Genomic DNA, 14,328 nt, shown 5'->3' on the forward strand with positions numbered 1-14,328 from the left:
GCCGGGATGAGACTGCTGCTCGTCGAGGACGACAACCACGTCGCCGCCGCGCTGTCCGCCGTCCTCAAGAGGCACGGTTTCGACGTCACCCACGCGCGCAGCGGCGAAGAAGCCCTGCAGGCGCTCGTCCCGGAGGGGCCCGGCTTCGGAGTCGTCCTGCTCGACCTGGGCCTGCCCGACCAGGACGGCTACGAGGTCTGCGGCAAGATCCGCAAGCGCACCGCCACCCCGGTGATCATGGTGACCGCCCGCTCCGACGTGCGCTCCCGCATCCACGGCCTCAACCTGGGCGCCGACGACTACGTGGTGAAGCCGTACGACACCGGGGAACTGCTCGCCCGGATCCACGCCGTCAGCCGCCGCACCGTCCCCGACGACCCGGCCACCGGCCAGGACAGTGTGCTGCGCCTGGGCGCCGTCCACATCGAGCTGCCCACCCGGCGCGTCACGGTGGACGGCGCGGCCGTCCAGCTGACCCGCAAGGAGTTCGACCTCCTGGCGCTGCTCGCCCAGCGCCCCGGCGTGGTCTTCCGCCGGGAGCAGATCATCAGCGAGGTGTGGCGCACCAGCTGGGAGGGGACCGGGCGCACCCTGGAGGTACATGTGGCCTCGCTGCGCGCCAAGCTGCGCATGCCCGCCCTGATCGAGACCGTGCGCGGCGTGGGTTACCGGCTCGTCGCCCCGGCCGCGTAGCGGGGACCGCGGTTGCGTACACGACTCCTGCCGCTGCTCATCGTCCTGATGGCGGCCGTGCTGCTGGCCCTCGGGGTGCCGCTGGCGATCAGCGTGGCCGGCGCCCAGCAGCAGAGGGTGGTCGTCGACCGCATCGACGACACCGCGCGCTTCGCGGCGCTCGCCCAGTTCGTCACCGCCTCGTCCGGCGCGGGCGACACCACGGCGGCGTCCACCAACGAGCGCCGCGCGACCCTCGGCCGGGAGCTCGCCAGCTACTACGACGTCTACGGCATCCGCGCCGGCGTCTTCTACGGCACCGACACCCCCATGGCTCATGCCCCCCGGGACTGGTACCTCCCCGAATCGGGCGAGGTGCGGGACGCCTTCGACGAGGCGCTGCTCAGCCGGCGCAGCCACGACCCCCGGCAGGTGTGGCCGTGGCAGCGCAACCGGCTCGTCGTGGCGTCGCCGGTCATCAGGGACGGTGACGTCGTCGCGGTCGTCGTCACCGACTCGCCCACCGGGCCCATGAGGTCGAGGATCCTGCACGGCTGGCTGGTCATCGGGGCCGGCGAGATCGCCGCGATGCTGCTGGCCATCGGGGCCGCCCTGCGGCTGACCGGATGGGTGCTGCGACCCGTGCGGGTCCTGGACGCCACCACCCACGAGATCGCGAGCGGCCGGCTGAAATCCCGGGTCGCGGTGGCCGGCGGACCGCCGGAGCTGCGACGGCTGGCCGGAGCGTTCAACGAGATGGCGGACAACGTCGAGAACGTGCTGGAACAGCAGCGCGCCTTCGTCGCCGACGCCTCCCACCAACTGCGCAACCCGCTCGCCGCCCTGCTGCTGCGGATCGAACTGCTGGGCTACGAGCTGCCCGAGGGCAACGAGGAGATCGCTTCCGTCCAGAACGAGGGAAAGCGCCTGGCCCAGGTCCTGGACGATCTCCTCGACCTGGCCCTCGCCGAGCACGCCGAGGCCGACCTGAGGGTCACCGACATCGGTGCGCTGGCCGCCGAGCGGGTGGCCGCCTGGGCGCCCACCGCCGAGGCCAAGGGCGTCCGGCTGGTGGGCGACTGCCCGCCCACCACGGCCTGGGCCGACCCGGTGACGCTCTCCAGCGCTCTGGACGCGGTGATCGACAATGCCATCAAGTTCACCCCGCGGGGCGAGAGCGTCGAAGTCGCGGTGGCCGCCGACGGCGACACCTCGACCGTCGTCGTGACCGACAACGGGCCGGGCCTTACCGACGAGGAGCTCACGCGCGTGGGCGACCGATTCTGGCGCAGCGGACGCCACCAGAACGTCAAGGGCTCAGGACTGGGCCTGTCGATCTCCCGGGCCCTGCTCGCGACCGGCGGCGGCTCCCTGACGTACGCCCACCACGAGCCGAGCGGACTGACGGCGACGGTGTCCGTGCCCAGGTCGCCGACGACGTGAGCCCGCGGCGCGACATGTCGAGGTGACTTCGTCCTTGGAGCGAACATCGGCAGTGGACTGCTGGACTGCCGGACTGCTGGGTTGCCTGGCTGCGAGTCACGGGGTTGAGGACCGCAGTGCCGACGGCCGCAGGATTGATGGACTTGGTGTTGATGGACCCGGAGTTGACGGGCGCAGTCCAGGTGGCCGCAGCCCTGGCCGCCGCGGTGTTGATGGCTGCATTGGCGATGGAGAAGGGTTGATCGGTGCAGTGGTGACTGCCGCATGTACTGCGGCAGTCAAGGCTTGACGGAGCGGTAGTAGCTCCGGGCGCCCTGGTGCAGCTTGAGCGGGTCCGTGTAGATGGCGGTGCGCAGGTCGACCAACTGGGCGGAGTGCACATGTGCGCCGATGCCGTCGCGGCTCCTGATCACGGTGCGGGTCAGCCACTCGGTGAGCCGGGGCGCCATGTCCGTGCGCGTGATGAGCAGGTTGGACACCGCGATCGTCGCCACGGTGGAGCCGTTCTGGATGGTCGGGTAGGCCGACTCGGGCATGTTCGCGGCACGGTAGTAGCCCGTGGAGTCGTCCTGGTCGTGCATCTGGGCGACCAGCTCGGAGCTGATCGGCACGAACCGGAAGGTGAAGGTGTCGGCCAGCCTCTCCAGCCCCGCCGTCGGCACTCCGCCGGACCAGAAGAACGCGTCGATCTCGCCCCGCCTCAGCTTCTCCGGGCCGGTGTCGATGCCCTCCGACTTGGCCTTGATGTCCTTCACCGGATCCAGGCCCGCCGCCTTGAGCACCCGCTCCGCGATCAGGCGCACACCGGAGCGGGGCAGGCCGGTCGCCACGGTCTTGCCCCGCAGGTCAGCGATGGAGCGGATCGCCGAGTCGCGGGGCACCACGAGCTGGACGTAGTCGTCGTAGAGCCGGGCCACGCCGCGCAGCCTGGCGGCTCCGCCGGGGTGCTGCGACTCGTAGGCCTGCACGGCGTCGGCCGCGGCGATGGTGAAGTCGGCCGCGCCCGTCGCCACCCGCTCGACGTTCTCCGGGGACCCGTTGCTGGTCGTCAGGTTCACGTCCAGGTCGGGCATGTCCTTGGCCAGGGCGTCGCGCAACTGGCTGCTGTACTCGTAGTAGACGCCGCTCGTCGTGCCGGTGCTGAAGGTGATCGAACCGCTCGGCGGCTCTTCGCCCAGGGGCAGCAGCCACCACAGCAGCAGCCCCATGACGACGAGGACGGCGGCGGCCGCGCCCCCCAGGATGCCGCGCCTGCCGGGACGGGAGAACACCTTGGACATGCCCGCGATCCTGCCAGCCTTCACGAGGTGCTGACCAGGGCGGGGCCCACCGGGCCCGGGAGGGGCGGGGCTGTCGGTGGCCGTCGGTACAGTCGGTGCATGAGTTCCTCGCCCGCCGATCTGGTCCGTGAGTTCCACCGGGCCTTCGGGCTCGACGTCCGCACCACCCCGACCGAGGTGCCGCCGAGCCTTGCCGAACAGCGCGGAAACCTGCTGGCCGAGGAGGCGGCGGAAGTCGCCGAGGTGTCGGTGAGCGGCCCACTGGACCGGCTGGCGCACGAACTGGCCGACGTCGTCTACGTCGCCTACGGCACGGCCCTGGTGCACGGGATCGACCTCGACGCCGTCCTCGCAGAGATCCACCGCTCCAACATGACCAAGCTCGGCCCCGACGGCCGGGTCGCCCGCCGCGCGGACGGCAAGGTGCTCAAGGGCGAGCACTACCGCGCGCCGGACGTCTGCGAGGTGCTGCGCCGCCAGGGGTGGAGACCCGACGGCGCGTGACCCCGGCAGTCGCGGTCCCGCCCCGGCAGCTGACGTGCGCGTGGCGGGCCGCTGCGCAGCCCCGCACGGCCCCGGACGGCCCCCGCGCCCAGTCCCGCACCCGGTCTCGGCCCCAGCCCCGGAGAGCCCCGCCAGACTCGTCTCTGGGCGGCACGCCCTCGGCACGCGGACAGCCGCGCATGGCGTTCGGCCCGGGCCAACGTGACACAGACCTCGACCGCCGTGACTCGGGCCCGGTTCCCTCAAGCTCCCGTCAGGCCGTCCTCGCAGGCCGCCCTCACAGGTCTCGCACAGGGTTCACGCCTGACGGCATGCCGACGTGTCCGCGCGGGTGCTCGCCTCAGTCGCCCACCGACGTCTGCTGCCGCGCCTCGACCGGCCGCTCCGGTACGGCGGCCGTCTCGCGGCGCGCCCGGCGGCGCGTCCACCACGCGGCGAGGGGCTCCGTGAAGCGGGCGGTGACGGGGCCGAGCACGACCAGGATCAGCACGTACGCCGTGGCCAGCGGTCCGAGGGACGGCTCGATGCCGGCGGTCACCGCCAGCCCGGCGATGACGATGGAGAACTCCCCGCGGGCCACCAGCGCACCGCCGGCCCGCCAGCGTCCCTTGACCGAGATCCCGGCCCGCCGGGCCGCCCAGTAGCCGGTGGCGATCTTCGTGGCGGCGGTGACGACGGCCAGCGCGAGGGCGGGCAGCAGGACGGGAGGGATGCTCGCCGGGTCGGTGTGCAGCCCGAAGAAGACGAAGAACACGGCGGCGAACAGGTCCCGCAGCGGGCTCAGCAGCGTGTGCGCGCCCTCGGCGACCTCCCCGGACAGCGCGATGCCCACCAGGAACGCGCCGACCGCCGCCGACACCTGAAGCTGCTGTGCCACGCCGGCGACCAGGATCGTGAGCCCCAGCACGACCAGGAGCAGCTTCTCCGGGTCGTCGCTCGACACGAAACGGGAGATGACCCGGCCGTAGCGCACCGCGGCGAAGAGCACGAGCCCCGCGACGCCCAGCGCGATCGCCAGGGTCACGCTGCCGGCCGCCAGCCCCACCCCGGCCACCAGAGCGGTGACGATCGGCAGGTAGACGGCCATCGCCAGGTCCTCCAGCACGAGCACGCTGAGGATCACCGGGGTCTCGCGGTTGCCGACCCGCCCGAGGTCGCCCAGCACCTTGGCGATCACTCCGGAGGAGGAGATCCAGGTGACCCCCGCGAGCACCACGGCCGCCACCGGCCCCCAGCCCAGCAGCAGTGCGGCGGCCGCGCCGGGCAGGGCGTTGAGGGCGCAGTCGACGAGACCGGACGGATAGTGGGCCTTGAGGTTGGAGACCAGATCGCTCGCCGTGTACTCCAGGCCGAGCATCAGCAGCAGCAGGATGACGCCTATCTCGGCGCCGATGGCCACGAACTCCTCGCTCGCGCCGAGCGGCAGCAGCCCGCCCTCGCCGAACGCCAGACCGGCCAGCAGGTAGAGGGGGATCGGCGAGAACCGGAAGCGGGCCGCGAACCGGCCGAGCAGGCCCAGGCCGAGAATGATGGAACCGAACTCGATCAACAGGACCGCGGAGTGCACCCGATCACTCCCGGCCCAGGATCGCGGCGGCCGCGTCCACGCCCTCGCGGGTGCCCACCACGATGAGCGTGTCACCGCCCGCGAGACGGAAGGCCGGCGTCGGGGAGGGGATCGCCTCGGCCCGGCGCAGCACCGCAACGATCGAGGCGCCGGTGTCCGTGCGCATCTTGGTGTCGCCCAGCAGCCGCCCGTTCCAGCGGGAGGTCGCCGCCACCTCCACGCGCTCGGCGACCAGCCCCAGGTCGGTCGTGTACAGCAGGCTCGCACTGTGGTGGGACGGCATCAGCGCGTCGATCAGCGCGCCCGCCTCGGCGCCGGTCAGCCGCAGCGACTGGGCGCAGGAGTCGGGGTCGTCGCTCCGGTACATGTTGACGGTGCGCGCGCCGTCGCGGTGGGCCACGACGGACAGATGGCGCTGCTCCCGCGTCACGAGGTCGTACTGGACGCCGATGCCTGGCAGCGGAGTCGTTCGCAGCCGTGGAGCAGTCACGTTTCTTCCCCTTGGTGGTCGTGGAGGTGGTGGTGAGCGGTGGTTCCGTGACGTCTTCCGACGGGTGCCCGGAGTCTTCATGCTGCCACCTGCCCGTACGGTGACGACATGGGTGTCATGACGGATGGACAGGGCCGCCGGCCTACGGAGAGGCTGGTCACGGCGGTGCCATCGAGCCGCGACCGGGATGACTCCGATGCCGCCGGACGAGACGGGTGTGCCAGCCGATACCTCTGTGCCAACCACGACGGTCAACACAATCAACATGATCAACACGGTCGGCGCGACCAACTCAGTCAGCTCCATCGCGAACGTCATGACAGTCACGCCGGACCGGACAAGAGGGGCAGTGCGTACGGCCGGGACGGGTCACGCGGATCCGGCACACCAGGCAGAAGGGGAGGGGCCGCGCACGTGTCGTTGTTCTGGCGGATCTTCGGCCTCGACGCCGCCGGCCTGGTCGTGGCGGCCGCGCTGCTCCTGGGACCGGTGACCGTCTCCACACCGGTGCTGCCGGGCGAGGTGCTCGTCGTGCTGGGCGGCCTGGCCGCGCTCCTGACGGTCAACGCGGTCGTGCTGCGCGTCGGCCTCGCGCCGCTGGGGCGGCTGGGCCGGGCCATGGCCGACGCCGACCTGCTGCGTCCCGGGGCCCGGGCGGTGGTCGCGGGGCCGGTGGAGACGGCAGAGCTGATCACCACGTACAACGCCATGCTGGACCGGCTGGAGACCGAGCGCGCCGCCAGCGCCGCCGGGGCGCTGTCCGCGCAGGAGCGGGAGCGTCACCGCGTCGCCCGTGAGCTCCACGACGAGGTCGGGCAGACGCTGACCGCCGTACTGCTACAGCTCAAGCGTGTCGCAGACCGGGCCCCCGAGGTGCTGCGTGAGGAACTGGGCCAGGCGCAGGAGGCGACCCGGGCCGGCCTGGACGAGATCCGCCGCATCGCCCGACGGCTGCGTCCCGGCGTCCTCGACGAGCTGGGCCTGCTCAGCGCGCTGCGCTCCCTTGCCGCCGAGTTCACCACCCACGGCCTGACGGTGCGCCACGAGCTTCGTACCGGGCTGCCCGCGCTGACCGAGGAGACGGAGCTGGTGCTCTACCGCGTGGCTCAGGAGGCCCTCACCAACACCGCCCGGCACTCGGGCGCCGACCGCGCGGAACTCCGGCTGCGCCCCGCCGGCGACGGCGTCGAACTCCTCGTACGGGACAACGGCGCCGGCCTGGGCGCGCGGGCCGGGGAGGGCGCCGGCATCCGCGGGATGCGCGAGCGGGCGCTGCTGATCGGCGCCGTCCTCACCGTCTCCTCGCGCGCGGACGGCGGCGGGGGTGACGGGACCGGCGGCGGGACCGACGTACGGCTTCTGGCGAAGGCGGCCGCCGCCCCGGCGACAGCCTCCCCGGCCGCGCACGGAGGCCCGCGATGACGCATCCCGTGTCCTGGACGACCTCAGCCTCACTGCCCCTGCCGTCAGCGTTGTCCACGTCGTCGGCCCCGGCCGCATCGTCCGCGTCGGCCGGGCCGATCCGGGTGCTCCTCGCCGACGACCACACGCTCGTACGCCGTGGCGTGCGGCTGATACTGGACGGCGAGCCCGACCTGACGGTGGTGGCCGAGGCCGGTGACGGGGCGGAGGCGGTCGCACGCGCGCGGGAGGGGGACGTCGATCTGGCCGTCCTGGATGTGGCCATGCCCCGAATGACCGGGCTGCAGGCCGCGCGCGAGCTGTCCCGCAGACTCCCGGCGCTGCCCATACTCATCCTGACGATGTACGACAACGAGCAGTACTTCTTCGAGGCTCTGCGGGCCGGGGCCGGGGGATACGTCCTGAAGTCGGTCGCCGACCGGGACCTGGTCGAGGCGTGCCACGCGGTCGTGCGCGACGAGCCGTTCATCTATCCGGGTGCGGAGCGGGCGCTCGTGCGCTCCTACCTGGACCGGCTGCACCGCGGCGCCGACGTCGACGGCCTGCCCGAGCGGCCCATCACCGAGCGCGAGGAGGAGATCCTCAAGCTCGTGGCCGAGGGGCACACCTCCAGGGAGATCGGCGCCCTGCTCTTCATCAGCGCCAAGACGGTCGAACGGCACCGCGCCAACCTCCTGCACAAGCTCGGCATGCGCGACCGGCTGGAGCTCACCCGCTACGCGATCCGCGCGGGCCTCATCGACCCCTGAGCGCGGCCGGGTCCCGGGAGGACGGGGGCGGCGGGCGTCCTCCGGCGAGCGCCTACCCTTGAGCCATGACCAGCAGCAGCGACCGGAGCCTCGCAGTGGACGTCCAAGCCCCCAAGAGCTACGAGATCCGCACCTACGGGTGCCAGATGAACGTCCACGACTCCGAGCGATTGTCCGGGCTGCTCGAAGAGGCTGGCTACGTGCGCGCCCCCGAGGGGTCGGACGGCGACGCGGACGTCGTCGTCTTCAACACCTGCGCCGTGCGCGAGAACGCCGACAACCGGCTCTACGGCAACCTCGGCCGCCTCGCGCCGCGCAAGGCGAGCCGGCCCGGGATGCAGATCGCGGTCGGCGGCTGCCTCGCACAGAAGGACCGCGACACCATCGTGAAGAAGGCCCCCTGGGTGGACGTGGTCTTCGGCACGCACAACATCGGCAAGCTGCCGGTCCTGCTGGAACGCGCGCGCGTGCAGGAAGAGGCCCAGGTCGAGATCGCCGAGTCGCTGGAGGCGTTCCCGTCCACCCTGCCGACGCGACGCGAGAGCGCCTACGCGGCCTGGGTGTCGATCTCGGTCGGCTGCAACAACACGTGCACGTTCTGCATCGTCCCGGCGCTGCGCGGCAAGGAGAAGGACCGCCGCACCGGCGACATCCTCGCGGAGATCGAGGCGCTGGTCGCCGAGGGGGTCTCCGAGATCATCCTGCTCGGCCAGAACGTCAACGCCTACGGCTCCGACATCGGCGACCGCGAGGCCTTCAGCAAGCTGCTGCGCGCGTGCGGCGCGATCGAGGGCCTGGAGCGCGTCCGCTTCACCTCCCCGCACCCGCGCGACTTCACCGACGACGTCATCGCCGCCATGGCCGAGACGCCCAACGTGATGCCGCAGCTGCACATGCCGATGCAGTCCGGCTCGGACACGGTCCTGAAGGCGATGCGCCGCTCCTACCGTCAGGAGCGCTACCTCGGGATCATCGAGAAGGTGCGCGCCGCCATCCCGCACGCGGCCATCACCACCGACATCATCGTCGGCTTCCCCGGCGAGACCGAGGAGGACTTCGAGCAGACCCTGCACGCGGTCCGCGAGGCCCGCTTCGCCCAGGCGTTCACCTTCCAGTACTCCAAGCGCCCCGGCACCCCGGCCGCGACCATGGAGGACCAGATCCCCAAGGAGGTCGTCCAGGCGCGCTACGAGCGTCTCGTGGCCCTTCAGGAGGAGATTTCCTGGGAGGAGAACAAGAAGCAGGTCGGCCGCACCCTGGAGCTGATGGTGGCCGAGGGCGAGGGCCGCAAGGACGGTGCCACGCACCGCCTGTCCGGCCGCGCCCCCGACAACCGTCTGGTGCACTTCACCAATCCGGAACAGCAGGTGCGCCCCGGCGACGTGGTGACGGTCGAGATCACTTACGCCGCCCCGCACCACCTCCTGGCCGAGGGCGCCGTCCTGGACGTGCGCCGCACGCGCGCGGGCGACGCCTGGGAGAAGCGCACCGCCGAGAAGTCGGCCAAGCCGGCCGGTGTCCTGCTCGGCCTGCCCAAGATCGGCGCGCCCGCGCCGCTTCCGGTGACCACGGGCAGCGGCTGCGGCTGCGACTGACAACCCGCGGGCGCTCCGGCGGCGGCCGGCGGCCCTGAGGACGACGGCGTCCGGCTCAAGGGCGCGCCGCTGGGGAAGCCCATGGGGGTGCCCCGGGGTACGTCTGCGGGGTTACGCTGCCGATCATGCTTGTCGCCGCCTCAGTCTGTCCCTGTCCGCCTCTGCTCGTGCCCGAGGTCGCCTCGGGCGCCGCGCCCGAGCTGGACGCGGCGCGCACCGCCTGCTCCGACGCGCTGGCCGTGCTGGCGGCCGCCCGGCCGGACCGGCTCGTGGTCGTCGGCCCCGCCGAGAAGGCGGGGCGGGGCTCCCACCCGGAGGGCGCGCGAGGCTCGTTCCGCGCGTTCGGAGTGGACGTCGGCGTACGCCTCGCCCGCGTCACCGAGCACACCTCCGTGAACACCCCCGTGACGCCGCGGACCGCCCGCGAGCAGGAGACGTCGGGGACGTCGGAGGGAGACGAGACGCCCCGCGCGCGGGAAGCGTCGTCCGCCGGGGACCTCCCGCCGTCCCTCGCCGTGGGCGCCTGGCTGCTGGAGCGGGCCGGATGGTCGGCCGCCCCGGTCGAGGGGCTCGGTGTCGGGGAACCGCTCGCGCCCGAGCGGTGCGTCCAGGTGGGCCGGGAGATCGGCGCGTCGTCCGCACGGGTCGCCCTGCTGGTCATGGGCGACGCGAGCGCGTGCCGCACGGTGAAGGCCCCGGGGTACCTCGACGAGCGCGCCGCGCCCTTCGACGCGGAGGTCGCCCGCGCGCTGGGCACGGCGGACGTGGCGGCGCTCAGGGCGCTGGACGCGGAGCTGGCGTACGAACTGAAGGCCTGCGGCCGGGCGCCCTGGCAGGTGCTCGCGGGCGCTGCCGAGGACGCCGGGCTGTCCGGCGTGCTGCTGTACGACGACGCGCCGTACGGCGTCGGCTACGTGGTCGCTGCCTGGTCGTAGCCGACGTGCGCAGCGGGGCCCGGCGCGGCGCCGGGCGCGGGTCGGCGGACGGCCGCGAGCGTGTCCGCTGCGCGGCCGTCCGCCGATCCACGCCCGGTCAGGAAGCAGGCGGCGGGGTCGGCGGGACGAACGTGTCGCCGCCGCCCGTCGGGGGAGCGTCCTTGTGCGCGATCCGGTCCATGGCGCCCTTGGCCTTGTCGGTGCCGCTGTGGATCCTGTCGCTGTACTTGCCCTTGGTCTTCTCGTCGACGACCTTGGCGGCCTTGTCGATGCCGTGATGCACCTTGTCCCCATGCTGCTGGGCGAGGTCCGTGACCTTGCCCTTGGCCGGGGCGAGCCTGGCCTTCAAATTGTCCAAGAGACCCATGAGCCACCTTCCCTCGCGGTGCGTTACGTGCGGGCGCCGTCGTCGGCGGCCTCGCTGTCGGCCGTCTCCTCCGGGGACTGCTGACGGGGGATCCCGACGCCGTCGACGCCGTCGTCGTCGGCGGTGGTGACGGGCTCCGTGCCGTCCTCGGTCACGCCGGGGGCGGTTGCGGCGGGCTCCGGCGAGTCCTCCGTGACCGTCTCCGCCTCGGTCCGGTCCTGCGATTCACCGGCCGGCGCCCCGACGTCGGTGGTGGTCGCCGCCTCCTCCGTCGTCGGCTCCTCCACGGACTTCGACCTCCGGAAAAGTCGCGCCAAAACGCCCATGTCCACTCCATACGGTACTCGTGCGGGCGAAATCCCGCGTCGGCCGGTGCGTCCGTTCGCGCCACCGGGGGGCGTCGCCCTTGCGCAGGGTGACGGGCATCCCGCAACGGGGAACGACCCCGGACCGGCGCCGTCACGTAACTCGTTCGGGGGCGGTCGCGAGGTTTGCGAGACTGGTGCGGTGAGCAGCGCACCCCCCGCCCCCCGCGTCATCGCCGTCGTCGGACCCACCGCGGCCGGAAAGTCCGATCTGGGCGTTTTCCTGGCTCGGCGACTCGGCGGCGAGGTCGTCAACGCCGACTCCATGCAGCTCTACCGAGGGATGGACATCGGCACCGCCAAACTGACGCCCGAGGAGCGCGCCGGGGTCCCGCACCACCTCCTGGACGTCTGGGACGTCACCGTCACCGCCTCCGTCGCCGAGTACCAGCGGCTGGCGCGAGAGCGGATCGACGCACTGCTCGCCGAGGGCCGCTGGCCGGTCCTGGTCGGCGGCTCCGGTCTGTACGTCCGCGGCGCGGTCGACAATCTGGAGTTCCCCGGCACCGACCCCGAGGTGCGCGCCAGGCTGGAGGAGGAGCTGACCCTGCGCGGCTCGGGCGCCCTGCACGCCCGGCTGGCGGCCGCCGATCCCGAGGCCGCGCAAGCCATCCTGCCCGGCAACGGCCGCCGCATCGTCCGCGCCCTCGAGGTCATCGAGATCACCGGCAAGCCCTTCACGGCGAATCTGCCCAGCCATGACTCCGTCTACGACACCGTCCAGATCGGGGTCGACGTGGCGCGCCCCGAACTCGACGAGCGCATCGCCCACCGCGTCGACCGGATGTGGGACGCGGGGCTCGTGGACGAGGTCCGCGCGCTGGAGGCGCAGGGCCTGCGCGAGGGGCGCACCGCCTCCCGCGCGCTCGGTTACCAGCAGATCCTGGCCGCCCTGGCCGGAGAGTGCACCGAGGACGAGGCGCGGGCCGAGACCGTGCGCGCCACCAAGCGCTTCGCGCGCCGTCAGGATTCGTGGTTCAGGCGCGATCCGCGGGTGCACTGGTTGAGTGGGGCTGCGGCTGATCTCACAGAACTTCCGGAGCTCGCGCTGGCGTTGGTGGAGCGACCGGTCACAGCCTGATCACGTCATGGCATCGGGACGCCCAGGCCGTCATCCAGGCCTGCGGCGGCGTGCCATCATCGAGCTTCGATCGACCAAGTGGAGTCCGAGTTGGGAGGGCGCGTGGCGATGGAGGCCGGCCCTCGTGACACCGCGCAAGGCATCGAGCACCGCACCGCCGGAAGCGGTGAACCGGAGCCCGAGGAAGGCCGTCTGAGCCCGGACGGGCCGGACGAGGACGACACCACGGGCGGTGTGACCGACGACGGTCCCGAGCCCGAGGAGATGTTCGCGAGCGGCCCCGAGGTCGAGGTCGAACTGCGCCCGCAGCGCAGGCTGCGGATCTGGCAGCTCGCGCCCATCGTGGCCCTGGCCGCGATCGGCTCCCTGATGTTCGCCTTCCCGCTCGCCTTCGACTTCGGCGACAGCGGTGCCATGATCGCCATGCTCGGGCTGCTGATCTGCTCCTGCGCGGCCGGCTGGGGAATGATGGCCGCCCGTCGCGTCGGTTACACGTGGCCCGGCCTGCCCGCGCGCGGCTCGGGCCGCCGGCCCGACTGGCGGTTCGCCCTCGCCTACGTCGTGATGGTCGCGGCGGTCGTGGCCCTGGCCGTCTGGCGGGTCGCCCGGCTCCGCTGAGCCGTACACGCGCGCGTGAGCGCCCGCGCTCGAGAGTCTGCGGCCGGGACCTGCGGGACCGCGGGGCGCGGAACGGCCGCCCCCGGACCGGTGTCGTGGCCACCCCGTACGATCGTGGGATGAGCACGCGGATCGCCTTCCTCAAGGGACACGGCACTGAGAACGACTTCGTGATCGTTCCGGACCCCGACAACGCCGTCGACCTTCCCCCGGCCGCCGTCGCGGCCCTGTGCGACCGACGCGCCGGCATCGGCGGCGACGGCCTGCTGCACGTCGTGCGGTCCGCCGCGCACCCCGAGGCGAAGGACATGGCGGACCGGGCGGAGTGGTTCATGGACTACCGCAACGGCGACGGCTCGGTCGCCGAGATGTGCGGCAACGGCGTCCGCGTCTTCGCCCGCTACCTCCAGCACGCCGGGCTCGTCGCCGAGGGCGATCTGGCCGTCGCCACGCGCGGGGGCGTCAAGCGCGTGCACCTCGCCAAGAACGGGGACGTCACCGTGGGCATGGGCAGGGCCCTCCTCCCCACCGCAGACGTCACGGTGAGCGTCGGCGGCCGAAGCTGGCCCGCGCGCAACGTCAACATGGGCAACCCGCACGCCGTCGCCTTCGTCGACGACCTCGCGCACGCCGGCGACCTGAACGCGCCGCCGCCCGTCGCTCCCGCCTCCGCCTACCCGGACGGGGTCAACGTGGAGTTCGTCGTCGACCGCGGCCCGCGGCACGTCGCCCTGCGCGTCCACGAGCGCGGGTCCGGCGAGACCCGCTCGTGCGGCACGGGCGCGTGCGCCGTCGCCGTGGCCGCCGCGCGCAGGGACGGCGCCGACCCGACGGCCACCGGGACGCCGGCTACGTACACCGTCGACGTGCCCGGCGGCCGCCTCGTGATCACCGAGCTGCCCGACGGCGAGATCGAGATGACCGGCCCCGCAGTGATCGTCGCCACAGGAGAGATCGAGTCCGAGTGGCTGGAAACAGTCAGTCGCTGAGCTGAGCGCGGCTTGGCATCGGAGGCCGGGGCGACCCGGTGGCGCACATGATCAACGCCGCGGGGCGGGCCGCGGGTTCGAAAACGCGACCGGCGCCAGGACGGGTGGCTCAAAAACGTAAACCTGACGTCCATCGCTCGAATGGGTGATCCGTTTCACGCTCGGCGAGAGGCGGTCGGTCCCGCGTGGTGGGCTCGGTAGCATCAAGCACCGGCCCGGACGGGGGACCGTTCACCAGTCCCCTGAGCCGT

General features: G+C 72.6%; 15 protein-coding genes. 10 read left to right on the top strand and 5 right to left on the bottom strand.

Going from position 1 to position 14,328, the window contains the following annotated elements; genetic code table 11:
- Positions 1-6: 6 nt before the first annotated feature.
- Both ACGFSH_RS23605 and ACGFSH_RS23610 read left to right on the top strand, forming a co-directional pair.
- On the top strand, positions 7-693 hold the full coding sequence (locus ACGFSH_RS23605) for a response regulator transcription factor (protein WP_393351723.1): 687 nt from the start codon (positions 7-9) through the stop codon (positions 691-693).
- Positions 694-705: 12 nt separating this feature from the next.
- On the top strand, positions 706-2,115 hold the full coding sequence (locus tag ACGFSH_RS23610; RefSeq protein WP_393351725.1) for an ATP-binding protein: 1,410 nt from the start codon (positions 706-708) through the stop codon (positions 2,113-2,115).
- 278 nt (positions 2,116-2,393) lie between these two features.
- On the opposite strand, the gene ACGFSH_RS23615 is transcribed toward ACGFSH_RS23610, so the two are convergent.
- Complete coding sequence (locus tag ACGFSH_RS23615; protein ID WP_393351727.1) at positions 2,394-3,395, bottom strand: TAXI family TRAP transporter solute-binding subunit; 1,002 nt, start codon at positions 3,393-3,395, stop codon at positions 2,394-2,396.
- A 99-nt stretch (positions 3,396-3,494) separates the two neighbouring features.
- On the opposite strand from ACGFSH_RS23615, the gene ACGFSH_RS23620 reads away from it, so the two are divergent.
- Complete coding sequence (locus ACGFSH_RS23620) at positions 3,495-3,899, top strand: MazG nucleotide pyrophosphohydrolase domain-containing protein (protein WP_393351729.1); 405 nt, start codon at positions 3,495-3,497, stop codon at positions 3,897-3,899.
- Positions 3,900-4,239: 340 nt separating this feature from the next.
- Here ACGFSH_RS23620 and ACGFSH_RS23625 read toward each other — a convergent pair whose 3' ends face one another.
- On the bottom strand, positions 4,240-5,466 hold the full coding sequence (locus tag ACGFSH_RS23625) for a cation:proton antiporter (RefSeq protein WP_393351731.1): 1,227 nt from the start codon (positions 5,464-5,466) through the stop codon (positions 4,240-4,242).
- Positions 5,467-5,470: 4 nt separating this feature from the next.
- A complete protein-coding gene (locus tag ACGFSH_RS23630) occupies positions 5,471-5,956 on the bottom strand; it encodes a cation:proton antiporter regulatory subunit (RefSeq protein WP_393351733.1) in 486 nt (161 codons plus the stop codon).
- Positions 5,957-6,370: 414 nt separating this feature from the next.
- Here ACGFSH_RS23630 and ACGFSH_RS23635 point away from each other — a divergent pair, with 414 nt between their 5' ends.
- The 4 genes from ACGFSH_RS23635 (at position 6,371) to ACGFSH_RS23650 (ending at position 10,657) form a co-directional block, all read left to right on the top strand.
- The gene (locus ACGFSH_RS23635; RefSeq protein ID WP_393351735.1) at positions 6,371-7,378 is read left to right on the top strand and encodes a sensor histidine kinase; all 1,008 of its coding nucleotides are present in this window, start codon (positions 6,371-6,373) and stop codon (positions 7,376-7,378) included.
- Positions 7,375-8,127, top strand: a complete 753-nt coding sequence (locus ACGFSH_RS23640) for a response regulator (protein WP_393351737.1) — start codon at positions 7,375-7,377, stop codon at positions 8,125-8,127. The genes ACGFSH_RS23635 and ACGFSH_RS23640 overlap by 4 nt, the downstream gene beginning before the upstream one ends.
- A 65-nt stretch (positions 8,128-8,192) precedes the next feature.
- Entirely contained in the window at positions 8,193-9,722 is a 1,530-nt protein-coding gene (gene miaB / locus ACGFSH_RS23645) for a tRNA (N6-isopentenyl adenosine(37)-C2)-methylthiotransferase MiaB (protein ID WP_393351739.1), read from the top strand.
- Positions 9,723-9,847: 125 nt separating this feature from the next.
- Positions 9,848-10,657, top strand: a complete 810-nt coding sequence (locus tag ACGFSH_RS23650; protein WP_393351741.1) for a class III extradiol dioxygenase subunit B-like domain-containing protein — start codon at positions 9,848-9,850, stop codon at positions 10,655-10,657.
- A 97-nt stretch (positions 10,658-10,754) separates the two neighbouring features.
- On the opposite strand, the gene ACGFSH_RS23655 is transcribed toward ACGFSH_RS23650, so the two are convergent.
- Both ACGFSH_RS23655 and ACGFSH_RS23660 read right to left on the bottom strand, forming a co-directional pair.
- Positions 10,755-11,024 (bottom strand): antitoxin, encoded by a 270-nt coding sequence (locus tag ACGFSH_RS23655; RefSeq protein ID WP_393351744.1) that lies wholly within the window; start codon positions 11,022-11,024, stop codon positions 10,755-10,757.
- Positions 11,025-11,047: 23 nt separating this feature from the next.
- Positions 11,048-11,311, bottom strand: coding sequence for a hypothetical protein (locus tag ACGFSH_RS23660; RefSeq protein WP_393351747.1), 264 nt, complete (start codon positions 11,309-11,311; stop codon positions 11,048-11,050).
- A gap of 220 nt (positions 11,312-11,531) precedes the next feature.
- On the opposite strand from ACGFSH_RS23660, the gene miaA reads away from it, so the two are divergent.
- The 3 genes from miaA to dapF all read left to right on the top strand — a co-directional run bounded on the left by miaA (position 11,532) and on the right by dapF (position 14,077).
- A complete protein-coding gene (gene miaA, locus ACGFSH_RS23665; protein WP_393351750.1) occupies positions 11,532-12,470 on the top strand; it encodes a tRNA (adenosine(37)-N6)-dimethylallyltransferase MiaA in 939 nt (312 codons plus the stop codon).
- A 108-nt stretch (positions 12,471-12,578) separates the two neighbouring features.
- Complete coding sequence (locus ACGFSH_RS23670) at positions 12,579-13,088, top strand: hypothetical protein (protein WP_393352284.1); 510 nt, start codon at positions 12,579-12,581, stop codon at positions 13,086-13,088.
- A 119-nt stretch (positions 13,089-13,207) separates the two neighbouring features.
- Complete coding sequence (gene dapF / locus ACGFSH_RS23675; RefSeq protein WP_393351752.1) at positions 13,208-14,077, top strand: diaminopimelate epimerase; 870 nt, start codon at positions 13,208-13,210, stop codon at positions 14,075-14,077.
- The last annotated feature ends 251 nt before the right edge of the window (positions 14,078-14,328 follow it).

Source organism: Streptomyces sp. NPDC048481, from assembly GCF_043200075.1.
In the GTDB taxonomy this organism is placed as follows: Bacteria; Actinomycetota; Actinomycetes; order Streptomycetales; family Streptomycetaceae; genus Streptomyces.

Bases quoted from the DNA above. Each gene is read 5' to 3' on its own strand.
- ACGFSH_RS23605 (WP_393351723.1), top strand. From the start codon at position 7: ATGAGACTGCTGCTCGTCGAGGACGACAACCACGTCGCCGCCGCGCTG.
- ACGFSH_RS23615 (WP_393351727.1), bottom strand. From the start codon at position 3,395: ATGTCCAAGGTGTTCTCCCGTCCCGGCAGGCGCGGCATCCTGGGGGGC.
- ACGFSH_RS23620 (WP_393351729.1), top strand. From the start codon at position 3,495: ATGAGTTCCTCGCCCGCCGATCTGGTCCGTGAGTTCCACCGGGCCTTC.
- ACGFSH_RS23640 (WP_393351737.1), top strand. From the start codon at position 7,375: ATGACGCATCCCGTGTCCTGGACGACCTCAGCCTCACTGCCCCTGCCG.
- miaB (WP_393351739.1), top strand. From the start codon at position 8,193: ATGACCAGCAGCAGCGACCGGAGCCTCGCAGTGGACGTCCAAGCCCCC.
- ACGFSH_RS23650 (WP_393351741.1), top strand. From the start codon at position 9,848: ATGCTTGTCGCCGCCTCAGTCTGTCCCTGTCCGCCTCTGCTCGTGCCC.
- ACGFSH_RS23655 (WP_393351744.1), bottom strand. From the start codon at position 11,024: ATGGGTCTCTTGGACAATTTGAAGGCCAGGCTCGCCCCGGCCAAGGGC.
- ACGFSH_RS23670 (WP_393352284.1), top strand. From the start codon at position 12,579: ATGGAGGCCGGCCCTCGTGACACCGCGCAAGGCATCGAGCACCGCACC.
- dapF (WP_393351752.1), top strand. From the start codon at position 13,208: ATGAGCACGCGGATCGCCTTCCTCAAGGGACACGGCACTGAGAACGAC.